This is a genomic window from Haladaptatus rarus (assembly GCF_054177585.1).
Map to the genome: position 1 here is coordinate 114,148 of NZ_JBPEHG010000011.1, position 15,578 is coordinate 129,725.

The window sequence follows — 15,578 nt, forward strand, 5'->3', positions numbered from 1 at the left end:
ACTATCCGATCGTACGGAACGTGAGATCGGTCGGATTCAGGACTGTGGTGGACGAACAGGTCATCTCGGGCACACCGAGATTCATACCATGGGGGTGCTTCGACTGTGTCATGGAAGTCGACGGTCAGCGACTCAGGGGCGACATCGAAACCAACGCCGAGTTCGGCGCACTCGACGTGGAGGGACATGGACGGACGGTGCTAACGGGCACCGAAGCGAACCGTGAGGCACGCGAATACTTCGGCGAGCGACTCGAAGCCGCCGGTCTCGACGTTCGTGTAGATGCGGTCGGGAACATCGCCGGACGGTGGACGCCCGACGGCGCAGACCCGGAGGCCGCCCCCGTCGCGGCCGGGAGCCACCTCGATTCGGTTCCGGAGGGTGGCATCTTCGACGGCCCGCTCGGTGTCTACGCCGCACTGGAGGCAGTGCGAACGATGCAAGATGCAGGCGTCGAGGTGACCCGACCGGTGGAGGTTGTCTCGTTCACCGAAGAAGAGGGACAGCGATTCGCCGACGGTATGCTCGGGTCGTCGGTCGCCGTGGGTCACCGAACCGTCAAGGAGGCGCTCGCGCTGAAAGACGGGCAGACGACGCTCGAAGACGCCCTCGAAACGATGGGATTCCACGGCGAGGGCCGGATCGACGCGAGCGAATGGGATGCATGGCTGGAACTCCACGTCGAACAGAGCAAACGATTGGAACGCATGGCAGTACCGGTTGGGGTGGTGACGACGATAACGGGAATCACACACTGTGACGTGGGCATCGTCGGGGAAGCGAACCACGCGGGAGCAACCCCGATGCAGGAACGAACCGACGCGTTGGTGGCCGCGAGCGAGTTCGTCGGCGACGTAGAGCGTGCGGCTAACGACGTCGGCGACACGGCGGTCGGAACGGTCGGCAAACTAAACGTGCGACCGAACGCGACGAACGTCGTACCCGGTCGGGTCGAGATGGGTGTCGACGTCCGCGACGTGAGCTACGACGCGATGAACGAGATCGTCTCCCGCGCACGAGCGTCGCTCGACCGTCTCGAATCCGAGCGCGGCGTCGAAACCAGTTTCGACCGCGAGTTCGACCTCGAACCGACCGAGATGAGCGAACGGTGTCGAACCGCGGCACACGAGGCTGGCGAGGAGGCGGGGATCGACACCGTCGACATCCACTCCGGCGCGGCCCACGACACGATGCGTATCGCAGACGTAACCGAGGCTGCGATGCTGTTTGCACCGTCACGCAACGGTATCTCGCACAATCCGGCCGAGTGGACCGACTGGGACGACTGTGCAGATGCGACGCGCGTGCTCGCTGGTGCACTCGCCTCGATAGCCCGCTAATCCCGGTTCTGGCGTGCCGCCGGGTCGTATCCCGTCAACTGCTGTAGTTCGTCCTGCGAGAGGCCGTCGCGGTTGACGTCCATCTCGTCGATACCGACGCCACTGGTGACGATCGCCCGGAACGCTTCTTCCAACGTGAGATCGACGTCGATCAGTTGGTCGTCGGGGACGTTGACGACGAATCCACCCATGACGGGGTTCGGAGCCATCGGGAGGAAGACCGTCGTCATGGCGTCTTCGCCTGCCGCTTCCCGTATTCCTTCGGGGGTCTCTGCCGTCACGAACGCGACGGTGTAGGCATCATCGGTCGGGAATTCGAGAAGTTTCACATCGCGGAAATGATCCGCGTCGCTCTGTATCATGGCGTCGCCCATCCGACGGAAACTCCGATAGATGGTTCCGAAACCCGGAACCTGACTCATGGCCTTGTCGAAGCCGTCGATCGCACGCTCACCCATCGGCGAGTGAGCGACGAATCCGATGGTCAAGACCAGCGCAGAGACCGTCACCGCAGTGACACCACCCAGAACGTAGATAGAGGAGATCGAAACGAACTCCAGGAGCGGTCTGAGCACATTTGCCACGAAGTTGAGCAAGACGACGAGGACGTACACCGTGATGAGTAGTGGAACGACGACGGTGACGCCAGTGAGCGCCGCCTCTCGAAGAACCTCGAATGCCGATAAGTTCTCGGAATCGTCCATCATTCAATGAACGTTGGTGGTTCATAAAGAACGTACCGCCTGCATCTGCCAGCATCCGTCGGTACATCGCTGAAAACGGGTATCACCACCAGCAGAGTCTTTCGTCGGTACTCCCTATGGATGACAATGAGTACGATCACTATCGTTCGACTCCCTGCCTCGGAGTTCGCGCTTTCGAAGACGCTCGAACGGATTCCGGAGGTCGAGTTCGAAGTCGAACGCGTCGTCGCGCACGGGACGGGGGGTGTGATGCCTTACGTCTGGGTCACAGCATCCCCCGAACTCGGGGAAGAGGTTCAGGCCGCGCTCGAAGTCGACCCGACGACGGCTGACGTGGAACTCCTCGTCGAGACGGAGGGTGAGTGGCTCTATCGGATGCGTTGGGTCGGAAAGACGCGTTTCGTCGTCCACGTGCTCGTCGACGAAGCGGGAACCATCGTCGGTGCCCACGGCAAGGAAAACGAGTGGCATTTTCGAATCCTCTTTCCCGACCGCGATTCGCTGGGCGAGACCTACGATTTCTGTGAAGTCAACGATATCCCTATCGAGATAGAACAGATATACCGACTGGACGAATCACCCCGGCGAGGACAGTACAGCCTCACGAAAGAACAGTACGAAACGCTCGTGATGGCTATCGAACGAGGCTACTATGACATCCCGAGAGCGGTGTCGGGCGAAGAACTAGCTGATGGACTGGGTATCTCACACCAGGCGCTATCGGAACGTCTCAGACGGGCGTACAAGAATCTGATCACGAACGCTCTTCTCGTGGAAGACACCGAGATGGAGTAGCCGTTCTCCGTGCTGTCTCAGCGATGGGACGTGTTCGAGAGAATCACTATAGGTATCGATGCAGTATCGTACTGCATGAGTGGGGAATGCGCGGTGATAGGACAGCGACCGAGGGCCTGAAACTCGTGACGGTCGGCGGAACTGCTCGGGAACTCGTATCCACAATCCGCGAGAACCATATCAGCTTCTACGCGGCCAGCTTCGCGTACTATGCATTCGTCTCCATCCTCCCGATGCTGCTCTTGCTTTTCGTCGTCGTCTCGACGCTCCGAGGCGAAGAGTTGGCACGGGCAGTCATCCAGCAGGTTGCGACGCTCACCCCAACTGGGAGGGGACTCATCAGGAACGCTCTCACGAGTTCGTCGGGGCGGCTCGAAGTGTCGATAATCAGCCTTCTTACGCTGCTGTGGAGTGCGGTGAAGGTCTTTCGAAGTCTCGATTTCGCGTTCTCTCTGATCTACGACGCGACGACCGAGCCCACGTTCCTCGACCAGCTCCGTGACGGCGGCGTCGTGCTCGTCACGATGGCGGTCGCGTTCGTATTGATGGTCGTCGTCAACATCCCGACGGAACTGTTCTCGATTCCAGTGCCCGTCGACGAGTTCCTGAGTCAACTCGAACTGTTCGCAGGGCTCGTCCTCGCGTTCTTTCCGATGTACTACATCCTCCCACCGGTTTCGCTCTCGATCCGTGAGGCGTTACCGGGGACGTTCGTCGCCGCAGGTGGCTGGCTGGTGCTCCAGGTCGGCTTCCAACTCTACGCGGGAGTCGCAACGCAGTACACGACCTACGGTATCCTGGGAGCCGTCCTCCTGTTCGTCATCTGGCTCTACATCGCGGGGATCGTATTGCTCGTCGGTGCGTGTGTCAACGTCGTCCTCTCGGGGTAGCGAACCGATCACCACCTCTGGAGCGTCGGCAAGAGAACCTCGAACTCTTGGATGGATTCAGACGGACGGGTCGCCTTCTGGCTCCCCGTCCTCGGTTTTCGGCTCATCGTGGTCGGCGATGCTATCTGGTGGAACCTCCTCGCCGACTGGTTCGACCGTGGTGTCGGGTTCAGCTGAGCCACCGTGGAGCATCTCCGGGAACACGACACCGAGGAACTGGACGACGATGACCATGATGAACGGGCCGAGAAAGATGCCGTACCAACCGAAGATGGGTGGCCCGAGGAGGTACGCGAACATGATAAGTCCGGTGTGGAACATGCGTCCCGAGAGATATGGTCGAATGTAGGTTCGGACTATGTTGTCGAACACGAGACCCATGATGGCGTAGAAGATGATCGGGAACCAGAGACGAGTCGGATCGGTCTGAACCGCGATAATGCCAAGATAGAGGACGACGAAGAGATACACGATCGACCGCCCGACGAGTGGGATGATGGTCGCCAACCCGGTTGCGATGGCGACGAGCATCGTCTGTGGAATCGCCATTCCGGGCGGGGCGATGAGGTTCAAGAGGTTGTAGATGATTGCAGAGATGATGATGATGACGAAGATGGTGAGCGTGTAGCCGAAGTAGACCGAGGTCAGCCCACGGTCGACTGCCTGTAGATAGTCGTACGTGGTCGTCCCTTCGTCTGTGACGGTCGTCCGGAACCAATCGACGATCCTGTCTTCGTCACGCACCAGGAAGAAGGTGAAGATAAGCGCGAGAAACAGGTTGTACGCCTGCGCTGCGAACGTCCCAACGAACGCACCCAACTGACCGAACACGTTCCGGATGGATGGGTCACTGAGTAACTGGGTCGCTGATTCGTACAACTGCGTCGGATCCGTTGGGATGGTCTCCACGTCGAATCCTGGGAAGAACGTCTGTGCGAACTGTTCGATGTCCGCCGGGCGTATCGCCGACAGTTGTCCAAACGCGACGACGACGACCGCACCGAGAAGCGCCACGAACGGGAGGATGATGACCGCCAGCGTGACCAACGATGCGATACCGGACGACAATCCTCGGTGCTGAAGCCAACGGGCGATAGGACGCGCGACGTAGTACAGAAAGAGACCGAATATCAGCCATCCGAGATAGGTGTCCAGCGATACTACGAGAACGACCGCGAGTGCGAGTGCGAATATCCACCAGCCGATCCACGATCTATCCCCCGTCCGGTCGTTCCAGAATTGCATCTCGTCCTCCCGTCGATGGGCACCCGGTGATGGTCGTCCACCGATGGACGGAGGTAGGCTAGCTACGGAGATAATTCGTTCGGGAGCCACGAGACTGCCCATCATCTTTATTCTCGTTCTCGTCGTCTCACGTGTCCATGTGGACGCGAACGATAGAAACGGAGCGCACGGAACAAGCGGACGTGACGGAAGAGACGGGCGGAGCCGGTGTCAAGATGGTCGGACTCTGGATACTGCTGACGATAGTGCTCTACGCTCTCATAAGGCAGAGGCGTCGAAGCGAGACAGACTCATAATAGTTATCGGGATAGCACACACCCACCTGTGTATGCGTCCTCCGGCAATCACTCGTTTCGATAGTTCCAGAGGAATCACGCGATGACGTTCCAGCGATACCTCTCTACGGGGGTCGGACGTGTCGAGGATCTCCTTCCGCTCGCGGTAGTTCCGCTCTTCGCCACGTTCCTGCACGTCGACAACGTTCGAAAGGTGATAGCCGCCCCCGGACTCCACTTCGGCGTCAACTTCCGATTCCCGACCTCTATCCCCACGTTCTGGACGTTCGCAAGCGTTCCCAACCCCGATTCAGGAGTGTTCATCTCGCCGACGCTGTTCTTCGCCCCCATCTTCATCCTCCTCGAAAGCGCACTCGCGGCGGGCTATCTTGGAAGCGTTCGTGACGGGATCGAAACCGGTTCGTTCGACTTCGTCCAGAATATCCGCAGCTACTTTCTCCCGCTACTGGGCTACACGCTTCTCGTATGGCTCGTGCAACTGCTGATGTTCGCGCTGGGCCTGCTCTTTTTCCCGCTTCTCCTCGTCGGACTGGTGGCGATGCTCGTCCTCGCGTACTGGTTCTACGGAGCGCCGTATCTCGTCGTGGTCGCAGATCTCTCGCTCGATGACGCGCTCCGACGAAGTTACGATCTGGCGACGACCGACTCGGCGTACTTCGAGTTCGGAACCAGATATCTCGTCTTCGTGCTCGTCGTGTCGGTCATCGGAACGCTGTTCGTCAACCTGGGGATCATCGGTATCGTCGTCGGAGCGGTGCTCGCTGCGCCGGTCTCCCTGGCACTCAGCGTGGCGACCGTCTCCTTTTTTCTCGACCACTGCACGACCCCGGAGTATTAACCCACTTGCCGACGAATCGTGCCGTATGACGGATATCTTGACGGACGAGACGGATCGGTTCTTGCGTGCTGCACTTTCGGAACCGGACGAGACGCTTCGTGCGATGGAAGACCGAGGCGAGGGCTTTCCGACCGTCGGGCCAGAGGTCGGCCAGTTCCTCCGATTCCTGGCTCACGCTGTAGACGCAGAGCGTATCTTCGAGTTCGGGTCGGGATTCGGCTACTCCGCCTACTGGTTCGCCGAAGCCCTCCCCGAAGACGGTGAGATCGTGCTCACCGAGTTCGACGACGACGAACTCCGTGAAGCCCGTCAGTATCTCGAAGACGGCGGGTTCGCAGATCGCGCCGTCTTCGAAAACGGCGATGCGAACGAAGTGATAGAACGCTACGATGGCCCGTTCGACGTGGTGCTCATCGACCACAACAAGGACAGTTACCCGGAGGCGCTGGGGGCAGTGCGGGACAAGCTCGCACCGGGTGGAATCGTCGTCGCCGACAACGCGATGGTCAGCGGCATCCAGGATTTCGACGGTATCCTCGCTTCGCTGGAGGGCGACGACCCCGAGATGGACGACGAGACTCGCGGCATCGCAGAATACCTGACGACGGTGCGCGACGACCCGGCGTTCGAAACGTCCGTCGTTCCACTCGGCGAGGGAATCGCAGTGAGCTACAAGCGGTAGGGAAAACGACGCCCCCAGTCGGACTTCGAGTACGGGAGGAAAATTCCGTTTCTCGCTGTCGATGCCATCGGTACGCTCTTAGCCAGCGATAGTGGCTGCTTTCGCCTTCGCCTGTTCGATCACTGTCGGACGCCCTCGCACCGTCAGATGAACCATCTCGTCTTCGTAGTCGACGTTCTCCACGGTCGCGTGGTCGTACGCCCACGAGACGACCGACATCGCGTCCGAACAGTTCGGCATCGCCAGTTTCGTAGTAGTGGATGGGAGCTGTTCGTACACGACATCGACCAGTTGGTCGATATTCGTCCCGTTCGTGACGCTGATCGGGATCGGACTCGGAGCCACCTCCGCGATCTCGTCAAGTCGCTGCTCCCGTTCCTCCTCGGCTACAAGATCGATCTAATTGAGCGCCGTGAGTATCGATCCGTGTTCGACACCCTGTGATTCCAGGACATCGAGCGAGACACGAAGTTTCGTGCGGAGTTCGTCCAGTGGGTCACTCACGTCGGCGACCAGGATCACCGTGTCGGCAGCGGCGGCCTCCGAGAGGGTTTCGCTGAACGATTTGACGAGCCAGTGTGGAAGCTCCTGAACGAACCCGACGGTGTCGGTCATGAGGATCGGTCGCCCTTCGATGGTCGTCCGTCTGGTCGTCGTTTCGAGCGTCTTGAACAGTCGATCTTCGATGGCTGCCGTCGCGTCCTTGTCCGGATGATCCGGCTCCGCGTTCGAGAGGTCGAGTTCGTCAGCGAGTCGGTGCAACAGCGTCGATTTTCCGGCGTTCGTGTATCCGGCGATCGTCACGAGGTCGAAGCCCTGCTCCCGACGACGCTCGCGGAACTGCTCTGCCGGAGTCGGCAGTTCGTCGAGTTTCCGTTCGAGTTCCCGGATTCGGTTGCGTGCGTCGTGAACGCGCGTCCCCTTCTCCAGGGCTATGTTGAGATGTTGGGCGTCCGATTCCGCTTCGATTCGCGGTAGCTCGTACTTGAGGCGGGCGAGTTCGACCTGAAGCTGTGCATTTTTGGTACTTGCTTGCTCGTTGAAGATGTCGAGGATGAGGCGGTACCGGTCGTAGAGACGCGTCTCGGTCGGCAGTTCGTCTCTCAGTTGCTTCGTCTGGCCGGGCGTCAATTCGTCGTCGACGACGACGAGACGAGCGTTCGTTTCGGAAACCTCGGCGACGAGTTCCTCGACCTTCCCGCTTCCGAGATACGTCCCGGGGTCTTCAGCCCGAACTTGCGTTATCTCGCCGACGACTTCGTAACCGGCAGCGGATACGAGGGCGGTGATCTCTTCCGTATCGACGGGAGAGACATCTGAGCATTTCGCAACGATTGCTGGCAGACTATCTGACATTTGTGGATATGGATCGGTATGATTAGCTGTCGATACTGACCGCTCTGGAGTTCGAGCTATCCGTTCGAACCCAGAGACCGACAAAAACCGGGAACTCACGGAGGTATGGTGGAACCTCGACTAGTAAGCCCGGTTCAGAAGAGGAATAAGGTCTCCATGTCCTTGCATAATGATATATTCCATCGTATTTAAAGGTTCGTGTGGTTATGGATTCGACACTCACGACAAGCAGGAGGATTCAGGAAAGAGATCTAGAAAGCTATCCAGCAAGCTTTCCGATCGAATAACCCTCGAACCGAACGACCACGCACTCTCGATTATCGCCGACTCCCCGGTTGCGGGTCGACGTGCGGCTTCGCCATCAGATCCGCGAAGGGTTTCTCGTCGATCCAATCGAGCAATTGCACGAGCTGGTCGGCCGCAGCGTCGAAGAGTCGTTCGCCCTTCTCGGGAGTTGCATCAGTCTGGTCGCCGAGGACGCCATTCTCGGTATTGTCGATGGCATCGTAGTAGTTTCGCGCACCGTGGATTCTGAAGCGACCGTCTCTGAGATCCGCCAGCCCACCGTCTCGGGCATCTTCGAGGCGGTCGGTTCGAACCAGTTCTTCGGCGATGTGCATGATCATCGCTGTCTCTTTCGGGCCGCCATGTGGCCCGTTGTACTCGAAGAGATCACTCACGAGGTCGGGAATCGACTCGTCCCACATCCACTCGACTGCGAAGGCCACCTCGTCTTCTCGCAGTCGGCGGCCGACCTCGCGTAGGTGTTGCATGTTCCCGCCGTGGGCGTTGACATAGACGATGCGGTCGATGCCGTGGTACGTGAGGTTTCGAGAGAAGCTCTCGACGTAGTCACGGAACGCTGGTGGGTCGACCCACATCGTCCCGTGGAACTGCTTGTGATGTGGACTGACGCCGACGTTGACGGTCGGCGTGCAGAGATAGCCACCACTGTCTGCAGCCTCGCGGGCCAACGCCTCCGCGATGAGATGGTCGGTTGCAAGCGGCAGGTGTGGGCCATGCTGCTCGGTCGACCCGAGCGGGACGACTGCGACCGATTCTTCTGCGACGTAGTCCCCGAGTTCCGGCCACGTCTTGTCGGCGAGATACATGCTGAAACCACAGTGGAGGAGAAGCATAAATTTCCGCTCTCCTCGAAGATCACATTCGTTCGTCTATCACGTTCACTGACGATGCTCGGTCGCTCTCGGTACTACAATCGCTTCGTCATCCGGTGGCGTTTCATCTCGTAATCGCTCTGCTGATACAGCGATTGGGCCACCTCGTTGTCGGCGTGAACGTCGAGCGAGAGATACTCGCATCCCTGTCGTCGCGCCCACGCCTCCGCACGCACGAGGAGGTACGTAGCGATGCTTTCTCGGCGACGATCCGGTACGACGTACAGCCCATCGACGTATCCTCGTGGGCCACGAGCGAACACCGGAGGCGACGACCGTTTTTCGACCGCGACGTACCCAACCAGACCGTCATCGTCGGCGACGTAGGTGGCGATGTCGTCGTCCGAAAAGCGGTCTTTCACGTAGGAGAAGACGTTCTGTCGGACACCCTCTTCAGCGAGCGTGTCGAAGTCGTCCATCGCCGCCATCTCGCGGGCGAACGGCAACCAGAGGTCGTCCACGAACGTCACGAGCTCGGTCGCCTGTAGTCGCCGGACTTGCATCAGTTAGTATCCTCGTCAGTGTGCGTTTCGAGATACGCATCCACTTTCGGGCGTGCTTCCTCGCGCCTCCGCTGGTGGGCGCGCAGGAACGTTTCGAGTCGCCCCTTGGCGATCTGCTTCAACTCGCCGGAGAGCATCTCGCCCGACTCGTACTCGCGTCGGATTCGGTCGAGTTCGTCGTCGTCGTCAACGAGGTGGTAGGCGAGCAGTTCGAACACCATGTCCTCCTCCACGTTCCCGCCTTCCCGACGATGTTCGTCGACACTGGCTCGACCACCTGTCTTCGCTTCGTCTAGCTTCCGTTTCGCGTCGTCGATGGAATCCGTGAGCGCGATGTGGCTCTTCGGGTTCGACGAACTCATCTTCCCACCCTGGAGGCCCCGCATGAAGCGATGGTACGTGCTGGCTGGCTTTACGTACGTTGCATCGCGGTAGCGAGCGGCAACGTCACGGGTCAATCGAACGTGGGGATCCTGGTCGATACCGACCGGAACGACCGTCGGTTTCGGCCCGCCGTGTTCAGGCGATTGTGGTCGAAGGATGTCGGCGTACTGGGTCAACGCAGACACGAGCTTTCCGGGGTCTGCGCCCCCGTAGGTCGCTTCGAACTCGTTCTGGGTGACGTGCCGGGCGAACAGTTTGCTCCGGACGTGGTGGTCGTTGCCCGCTTCGGACTGGAAGTAGAAATCCGTCGCATCGAGGTCTAAGCCCAAGGCGACGTAGTTCAGCAGGTACTCCTCGATCACGAGATCACGCGCCTCTTCCAGCGGTACGTCTCTGGTGGCGTAGGATTCGATATCCGCCGCACAGAGCGTCACTTCGGCACCCATCTCCTGGAACATGAGCACCTGTTCGACCACGGTGAGATGACCGAAGTGGAACACACCCGACGGCATGATACCGGTCATCATCGCGAACGGCTCACCTTCGTCGCGGGCGTCGAGGACGGTGTCGAGGTCACGATGTCCGAAGACCAGTCCCCGCCGAACCAGTCGGTTGTCGGGCAGGCGGTCTGCGACGGTCTCGATGGGTTCGATGCCGAACTGCTCCATCGTCGCCTCGTAATCGGTTATCGCTACGTCTCCCCAGGGGTCGAGTTCGGTCATCGCTTCCCTCCTCGCAGGGGACGGTGTACTAACGGTACGGCAGAAATCGACTCACTGTGCCGTGGTCGGCCAAAATCGACCACCGGCAGCGGCAGATGTGAACATGCCAGTTTCTCGTGGGCGGGGTTCGGTGAAAAACGTTTCGCCTGTGTTACAACAATTGCCACACGACGCGGACTACCAATCGGCCACACGTTGATAACCAATCGATGGCGATGCGGTATTGTCGTCCGAACCGGTGGGGGGCCATCGCTACGCGGGGTCGTCCGGCCCAGCCCCGAATCTATTGACCTGTTCGTCGCACACAGAGCAACAGAGGACGGACTCACGTCAGTTGATTTGTATATTGGTCTCGTTATCGAACCGACGCTCTCGTCTGCAGTCTGTTCGAATCAGGACGGTGAATCCGGACCGAGAAACTCTCTTAGCCAGTGAGTATTTTTACCGTCTTCCCCACCAATCTCGTATGAGTGGAACCGTCGTCGAACTCGAGATGCCTGCTGAAGAATTCGCACTCAAGCAAACCTTATCTTCGGTCGAAGGGGTCAAGTTCGAGATAGAGCGTGTGGTCGCTCACAGTCGTGGCCGAGTGATGCCGTTCGTGTGGGTGAGTAACGGCGATCGCGAGGGGATCCAAACGGCTCTCGAAGACGACCCGAGCATCGACGAGATCGAACTGCTCGCCGATCTGGAGGACGAATGGCTCTATCGGATGGAGTGGGTCGACCAGATCGAAACGCTCGTCCAGATCCTCATCGAAGAAGAAGGAACCGTGCTCGCCGCGTCGGGTAACAAGGGAAGCTGGAACCTTCGAATCCTGTTCGCCGAGCGGGATAGCGTGTCTCGAACCTACGAATACTGTGAAGAGAGCGGTCTCTCGCTCAACATCCTGAACATCTACCAGATAGAAGAGGGTCGGAAAGGTCGCTTCGGACTGACGGACGACCAGCAAGACGTGCTTACGGCCGCATACGACAATGGCTATTACGAAATCCCCCGTGAGAAGGACGCTGGAGATCTCGCCGACGAGTTAGGTATCACCCATCAAGCGGTGTCTGAACGACTTCGACGAGCGCACGAGAACCTCGTGAAGAATGCCATCATCATCGGTCGTGGTGCCGAGAACGAAGACGATACGTAGCGTCCCTGGCGTCGGGTGGGACATCCAGATGGGACGCTCGGAAGACGAATTTGGGGTCTACGCTACCGTCCGTGATTCCGTGAACTCGACGGTGATCCGAACGTCCTGATTCGTTCGTCGCTCGATTCTGCGCTCTAACTGTGACGCGAGGTTCGAGTAATTCCGATCGGACGTCCGACTCACTCGGACGGTGACGTTCGTCGACTCAGCTCCCCAATTCGGGCCGCCGTACTCCGATTGAACGCCCGAAAGAGAGAGGTTTCGATACGCCGGTTGGTCGAGTGTCGTCTCCACTTCCTGATTGACGGACTGTGCGAAGACGATGTTCGTCGTTGTGAAGAACCCGGTTCCGAGTGTCGTTATCAGGAGAACGAAGATCGTTCCGTAGACCGCCAATCGGTGCTCGGACGGTATCGACGCTCGAAAGGAGCTATCTTCGCTTCGCCAGTTCGGCTGATACCCCATGGCGATCAGCGTCGAGAAGGCACCGAGGTTGATGCCGAGTAGGTTGACCAGTAAGAGGAGCAGTGCGCCAATACCGAATATCGGAGCCGTCCAGGCGATCGCGAGACCGGTCGCAGCAGCCGCAGGGATCAGCGCCGCAGCGATCATGACACCGATGAGTGCCGTCGATTGCTCGGTCGTGTATCCGAACGCACCGACGATACCTGCGATGACAGCCCCGACCGTCGAGAGAAACGTCGGTGCGAGACGAACGCCGATCAGTTCGATACTCGTGATCGAGAGCCCCGTCGGGACGAACCCCGCCCATCGAACGAACAAGCCGAACAGCGCAGCGCCGACGATGGCTATCCCGAGACCCAGGAACTGCTCTTTGGTGCTTTCGAGGAACAGCTCCCAGTCACTCAGCAGTACGCCAGCAGGTGCAGCGAGAGCCGAACTCGCCTGTGGCGCGATGATCATCGAACCGATGATGAGTGCCGGTTGATCGAGCAAGAGACCGGCGGCTGCTGCGATGACGCTCAAGACGGTTCCGAGATAGTAGATCTGATACGGCCACTGGATCTCGTGGATCTTCGCGTGCAACTCGGACTTCGAGAGCTTTCGGACGACCGTCGAATACCGCTGGCGGAGGTCGGCGAAGTTCGGTGTCTCGACGAACTCCGATTTCGTTATCACGGAAAACGATCCATCTTCCACGCCCGCATCACGGAGTTCGTCGAGTATGACAGAAACAGCCGCTGTCGGCAGTGGAAAAAGAACGAGCACCCCATCGTCTTCCGGTACCGTGGTATAATCGACGTCGTAATCGTCGAGGATAGCAGTGGTTTCGTCGAGTTGGTCGTCAGAAACGTGAACGTGAAGCTCTCGCATCAGCTTATCTATCCACCTCCTCTTTGCAATACCTTCCGGCCAGTCGAATTTACTTGGATTTTTCTCGTTATCCAGAACATCGTCCACGAATCCCGGAAGTAAACTCCTCGTTAGACCACACGTATTTTGTTACCGGCCACCAATCGGGTCACAGATGGAAGGCGTGCTCTGGTATCTGCTGGCGAGTTCCCGGGGCGGACCGACGAGAGTCCGTATCCTCCGGGCGCTCGACGAGCGACCACAGAACGCCAACCAACTGGCGACCGAACTCGACCTCGACTACACGACGATCCGCCATCACCTCGACGTGCTGCTGGAGAACAACGTCGTCAAGCGAACGAACGACGAGTACGCGGCGGTCTACTTGTTCACCGACCAGGTCAGATCGAACTGGGAGACCGTCGAAGAGATCGTCGCGGTCGTCGACCCGGAGGAACCATGATTCAGGACGAAGTTTGGACAGAGCATATAATCACCACCTACGAACGGAGTACCGATGACCCTCTGGCTTGACGTTGCCCGGACTGCTGCAGGGGTGAACCTGCTGTTGCTGCTGGCACTGGGCTCCGTCTGGCTTCACAACTACCGCCGACACGGTGCGAAACACACGCTCGGACTGCTCGTGTTCGCGGCGTTTCTCCTCGTGGAGAACGCACTCTGGTTGTACTTCTACGTTTTCCATCCAGCATTCGTCGGCTGGTTCGTTAACGCCGGGGTCGACGTCCAGTTCGGGATGATGCTCCTCTGTGGCTTCGAACTGGTCGCGCTCGCCTTCCTCGCACGGATCACGTTGCTCTAACCCAAGTGGGCGTCCAACGTTGGATGAATTTTGGACTGAGTTCGGAAAACACTCTTGCCCCGACTCGACTTCCTATCGATCATGCCCCCAACACGACGCACGTTCCTCACGGTCGGCGCGACGATGACGCTCGCGGGATGTCTCGGCGGAAACGGTGGATCTGATCGAACCACGACCACCGCGACGACCACGGATATATCCACGACGACAACGGAGTCGACGGCGACGACAGCGACCACGGATGGTACGATGTCCAAAGCGACCGTCCAGGTCGCTTCCCACCTGGAACTCGGTGACATCCTCGTCGGCCCGAAACAGATGACCCTCTACATGTTCAACAGCGATACGAAGGGCAAGAAAGAGAGCACCTGTTACGACTCCTGTGTCGATGCGTGGCCGCCCCTCACGGTGAAAGGTTCTCCGACGAAAGGCGATGGCGTCATTGCTCCGCTCGAAACCTTCGAGCGGAAGTCCGGGGAGAAGCAGGTGATGGCCGGTGGCTGGCCCCTGTACCACTTCGCATCCGACGAGCGACCCGGCGACGTGAACGGTCAGGGCGTCAACGACGTTTGGTGGGTGCTCACCCCCGACGGTAGCCCGATGAAGTCGAAGGCGACGGCGACCACGACCACATCGTCGGACGGTGGCGGTGGTTACTGAACGAGGAGATGTAAGACGAGGAACCCACGGCACCAAGACGAATCGCTCTCGATTCACGTTGCCGAATCGATCGACGCTGCCGAAGCCGGTTTGTGTTGGCGTACGTAGCTCCGAACGATCATGACCTCCGAGGAAGATGGTAAGTTCGGTGAGGAGTCCTCGAAGCGGGTGGAACGCGACGAGATCGTCGCCGTGATTCGGGACGCGCCAGCGCCGGTCGTGAACACGCAGTATCTCGGAGACGAGTTTGGTATGTCGCCCGATTCGATGGGCGACCGACTCGACGAGTTAGCAGAAGACGGCGTCCTCGAACATACTGAAGCCCGCGAGAGAGGACATCTGTGGTGGCTCTCGGTCGAGGCAGAACTCGACGAGTGACTGAGGAGACGGACGTTTGGGTCCGTCGAAATTCCATTCGTTGAACACGACGAGGGAGAAATAGCCGGGATGCAGTTCAGGATCAGATTCGATGACGCCGTAGATTTAAGAAACAACATCGGGAATAATCTGGAAAGATGGCCAATCCAGTCGAAGCCGTTAGCGTTCTGGTGGCGCTCGAATTCGTCGTGATGTCCGCAGTAGTGCTTCTCCTGGTTCCCTTCGAGATCGCAGCCCCGCTCATTCCACTTCTTCTCGTCTTCCTGATCGCGCTTCAGCTGTATCGCTCTTGAGTCGTTCAGTACTCCGTAGCTCTCCGAAGAGTTCGACAG

General features: G+C 59.0%; 19 protein-coding genes. 11 read left to right on the forward strand and 8 right to left on the reverse strand.

Features of this window, described 5'->3' with window-relative positions; all coding sequences use genetic code 11:
• Window positions 1–110 precede the first annotated feature (110 nt).
• The gene (locus tag ACR3FE_RS20065; RefSeq protein ID WP_458209316.1) at window positions 111–1,340 is read left to right on the forward strand and encodes a Zn-dependent hydrolase; all 1,230 of its coding nucleotides are present in this window, start codon (window positions 111–113) and stop codon (window positions 1,338–1,340) included.
• Here the strand turns inward: ACR3FE_RS20065 and ACR3FE_RS20070 are convergent.
• A complete protein-coding gene (locus ACR3FE_RS20070; RefSeq protein WP_458209317.1) occupies window positions 1,337–2,044 on the reverse strand; it encodes a DUF502 domain-containing protein in 708 nt (235 codons plus the stop codon). The two genes, ACR3FE_RS20065 and ACR3FE_RS20070, sit on opposite strands and share 4 nt — an antisense overlap.
• A gap of 126 nt (window positions 2,045–2,170) precedes the next feature.
• On the opposite strand from ACR3FE_RS20070, the gene ACR3FE_RS20075 reads away from it, so the two are divergent.
• Complete coding sequence (locus tag ACR3FE_RS20075; protein ID WP_458209318.1) at window positions 2,171–2,839, forward strand: helix-turn-helix domain-containing protein; 669 nt, start codon at window positions 2,171–2,173, stop codon at window positions 2,837–2,839.
• An 86-nt stretch (window positions 2,840–2,925) separates the two neighbouring features.
• Window positions 2,926–3,729 carry a YihY/virulence factor BrkB family protein gene (locus ACR3FE_RS20080; protein WP_458209319.1) on the forward strand — a complete coding sequence of 268 codons (804 nt, stop codon included), beginning with the start codon at window positions 2,926–2,928 and terminating at the stop codon, window positions 3,727–3,729.
• A 57-nt stretch (window positions 3,730–3,786) separates the two neighbouring features.
• On the opposite strand, the gene ACR3FE_RS20085 is transcribed toward ACR3FE_RS20080, so the two are convergent.
• Window positions 3,787–4,974, reverse strand: a complete 1,188-nt coding sequence (locus ACR3FE_RS20085) for an AI-2E family transporter (RefSeq protein ID WP_458209320.1) — start codon at window positions 4,972–4,974, stop codon at window positions 3,787–3,789.
• 378 nt (window positions 4,975–5,352) lie between these two features.
• On the opposite strand from ACR3FE_RS20085, the gene ACR3FE_RS20090 reads away from it, so the two are divergent.
• Together ACR3FE_RS20090 and ACR3FE_RS20095 are read left to right on the forward strand one after the other, a co-directional pair.
• Entirely contained in the window at window positions 5,353–6,108 is a 756-nt protein-coding gene (locus tag ACR3FE_RS20090; protein WP_458209321.1) for a hypothetical protein, read from the forward strand.
• A 25-nt stretch (window positions 6,109–6,133) separates the two neighbouring features.
• Window positions 6,134–6,790: an O-methyltransferase gene (locus ACR3FE_RS20095; protein ID WP_458209322.1), complete on the forward strand. Its 657-nt coding sequence runs from the start codon at window positions 6,134–6,136 to the stop codon at window positions 6,788–6,790.
• A gap of 78 nt (window positions 6,791–6,868) precedes the next feature.
• Here ACR3FE_RS20095 and ACR3FE_RS20100 read toward each other — a convergent pair whose 3' ends face one another.
• The 5 genes from ACR3FE_RS20100 to trpS all read right to left on the reverse strand — a co-directional run bounded on the left by ACR3FE_RS20100 (window position 6,869) and on the right by trpS (window position 10,933).
• Window positions 6,869–7,135: a hypothetical protein gene (locus ACR3FE_RS20100; RefSeq protein ID WP_458209324.1), complete on the reverse strand. Its 267-nt coding sequence runs from the start codon at window positions 7,133–7,135 to the stop codon at window positions 6,869–6,871.
• A 54-nt stretch (window positions 7,136–7,189) separates the two neighbouring features.
• Complete coding sequence (hflX, locus tag ACR3FE_RS20105) at window positions 7,190–8,146, reverse strand: GTPase HflX (RefSeq protein WP_458209325.1); 957 nt, start codon at window positions 8,144–8,146, stop codon at window positions 7,190–7,192.
• A 317-nt stretch (window positions 8,147–8,463) separates the two neighbouring features.
• Window positions 8,464–9,258, reverse strand: a complete 795-nt coding sequence (locus ACR3FE_RS20110) for a creatininase family protein (RefSeq protein WP_458209326.1) — start codon at window positions 9,256–9,258, stop codon at window positions 8,464–8,466.
• 101 nt (window positions 9,259–9,359) lie between these two features.
• On the reverse strand, window positions 9,360–9,827 hold the full coding sequence (locus ACR3FE_RS20115) for a GNAT family N-acetyltransferase (protein WP_458209327.1): 468 nt from the start codon (window positions 9,825–9,827) through the stop codon (window positions 9,360–9,362).
• Window positions 9,827–10,933: a tryptophan--tRNA ligase gene (trpS, locus tag ACR3FE_RS20120; protein WP_458209329.1), complete on the reverse strand. Its 1,107-nt coding sequence runs from the start codon at window positions 10,931–10,933 to the stop codon at window positions 9,827–9,829. Before trpS ends, ACR3FE_RS20115 begins: the two co-directional genes overlap by 1 nt.
• Before the next feature lie 466 nt (window positions 10,934–11,399).
• Between trpS and ACR3FE_RS20125 the strand changes: the two genes are divergently transcribed.
• Window positions 11,400–12,074 carry a helix-turn-helix domain-containing protein gene (locus ACR3FE_RS20125; RefSeq protein WP_458209330.1) on the forward strand — a complete coding sequence of 225 codons (675 nt, stop codon included), beginning with the start codon at window positions 11,400–11,402 and terminating at the stop codon, window positions 12,072–12,074.
• Window positions 12,075–12,131: 57 nt separating this feature from the next.
• On the opposite strand, the gene ACR3FE_RS20130 is transcribed toward ACR3FE_RS20125, so the two are convergent.
• A complete protein-coding gene (locus ACR3FE_RS20130) occupies window positions 12,132–13,409 on the reverse strand; it encodes a TIGR00341 family protein (protein ID WP_458209331.1) in 1,278 nt (425 codons plus the stop codon).
• A gap of 154 nt (window positions 13,410–13,563) precedes the next feature.
• On the opposite strand from ACR3FE_RS20130, the gene ACR3FE_RS20135 reads away from it, so the two are divergent.
• The 5 genes from ACR3FE_RS20135 to ACR3FE_RS20155 all read left to right on the forward strand — a co-directional run bounded on the left by ACR3FE_RS20135 (window position 13,564) and on the right by ACR3FE_RS20155 (window position 15,539).
• Window positions 13,564–13,851, forward strand: a complete 288-nt coding sequence (locus ACR3FE_RS20135; protein WP_458209332.1) for a winged helix-turn-helix domain-containing protein — start codon at window positions 13,564–13,566, stop codon at window positions 13,849–13,851.
• Between the two features lie 54 nt (window positions 13,852–13,905).
• The gene (locus ACR3FE_RS20140; protein WP_458209334.1) at window positions 13,906–14,208 is read left to right on the forward strand and encodes a DUF8036 family membrane protein; all 303 of its coding nucleotides are present in this window, start codon (window positions 13,906–13,908) and stop codon (window positions 14,206–14,208) included.
• 81 nt (window positions 14,209–14,289) lie between these two features.
• Window positions 14,290–14,868, forward strand: a complete 579-nt coding sequence (locus ACR3FE_RS20145) for a COG4315 family predicted lipoprotein (protein ID WP_458209336.1) — start codon at window positions 14,290–14,292, stop codon at window positions 14,866–14,868.
• 120 nt (window positions 14,869–14,988) lie between these two features.
• Window positions 14,989–15,246, forward strand: a complete 258-nt coding sequence (locus ACR3FE_RS20150) for a hypothetical protein (protein ID WP_458209337.1) — start codon at window positions 14,989–14,991, stop codon at window positions 15,244–15,246.
• Window positions 15,247–15,383: 137 nt separating this feature from the next.
• The gene (locus ACR3FE_RS20155) at window positions 15,384–15,539 is read left to right on the forward strand and encodes a hypothetical protein (protein WP_458209338.1); all 156 of its coding nucleotides are present in this window, start codon (window positions 15,384–15,386) and stop codon (window positions 15,537–15,539) included.
• Window positions 15,540–15,578: the final 39 nt, after the last annotated feature.

Coding starts and splice junctions, on each gene's coding strand:
- ACR3FE_RS20070 (WP_458209317.1), bottom strand. CDS start 2,044: ATGGACGATTCCGAGAACTTATCGGCATTCGAGGTTCTTCGAGAGGCG.
- ACR3FE_RS20155 (WP_458209338.1), top strand. CDS start 15,384: ATGGCCAATCCAGTCGAAGCCGTTAGCGTTCTGGTGGCGCTCGAATTC.
- ACR3FE_RS20130 (WP_458209331.1), bottom strand. CDS start 13,409: ATGCGAGAGCTTCACGTTCACGTTTCTGACGACCAACTCGACGAAACC.
- ACR3FE_RS20090 (WP_458209321.1), top strand. CDS start 5,353: ATGACGTTCCAGCGATACCTCTCTACGGGGGTCGGACGTGTCGAGGAT.
- ACR3FE_RS20065 (WP_458209316.1), top strand. CDS start 111: ATGGAAGTCGACGGTCAGCGACTCAGGGGCGACATCGAAACCAACGCC.
- ACR3FE_RS20115 (WP_458209327.1), bottom strand. CDS start 9,827: ATGCAAGTCCGGCGACTACAGGCGACCGAGCTCGTGACGTTCGTGGAC.
- ACR3FE_RS20110 (WP_458209326.1), bottom strand. CDS start 9,258: ATGTATCTCGCCGACAAGACGTGGCCGGAACTCGGGGACTACGTCGCA.
- ACR3FE_RS20150 (WP_458209337.1), top strand. CDS start 14,989: ATGACCTCCGAGGAAGATGGTAAGTTCGGTGAGGAGTCCTCGAAGCGG.
- ACR3FE_RS20095 (WP_458209322.1), top strand. CDS start 6,134: ATGACGGATATCTTGACGGACGAGACGGATCGGTTCTTGCGTGCTGCA.
- ACR3FE_RS20140 (WP_458209334.1), top strand. CDS start 13,906: ATGACCCTCTGGCTTGACGTTGCCCGGACTGCTGCAGGGGTGAACCTG.
- ACR3FE_RS20135 (WP_458209332.1), top strand. CDS start 13,564: ATGGAAGGCGTGCTCTGGTATCTGCTGGCGAGTTCCCGGGGCGGACCG.
- ACR3FE_RS20075 (WP_458209318.1), top strand. CDS start 2,171: ATGAGTACGATCACTATCGTTCGACTCCCTGCCTCGGAGTTCGCGCTT.
- ACR3FE_RS20085 (WP_458209320.1), bottom strand. CDS start 4,974: ATGCAATTCTGGAACGACCGGACGGGGGATAGATCGTGGATCGGCTGG.
- ACR3FE_RS20145 (WP_458209336.1), top strand. CDS start 14,290: ATGCCCCCAACACGACGCACGTTCCTCACGGTCGGCGCGACGATGACG.
- hflX (WP_458209325.1), bottom strand. CDS start 8,146: ATGTCAGATAGTCTGCCAGCAATCGTTGCGAAATGCTCAGATGTCTCT.
- ACR3FE_RS20125 (WP_458209330.1), top strand. CDS start 11,400: ATGAGTGGAACCGTCGTCGAACTCGAGATGCCTGCTGAAGAATTCGCA.
- ACR3FE_RS20080 (WP_458209319.1), top strand. CDS start 2,926: ATGCGCGGTGATAGGACAGCGACCGAGGGCCTGAAACTCGTGACGGTC.
- trpS (WP_458209329.1), bottom strand. CDS start 10,933: ATGACCGAACTCGACCCCTGGGGAGACGTAGCGATAACCGATTACGAG.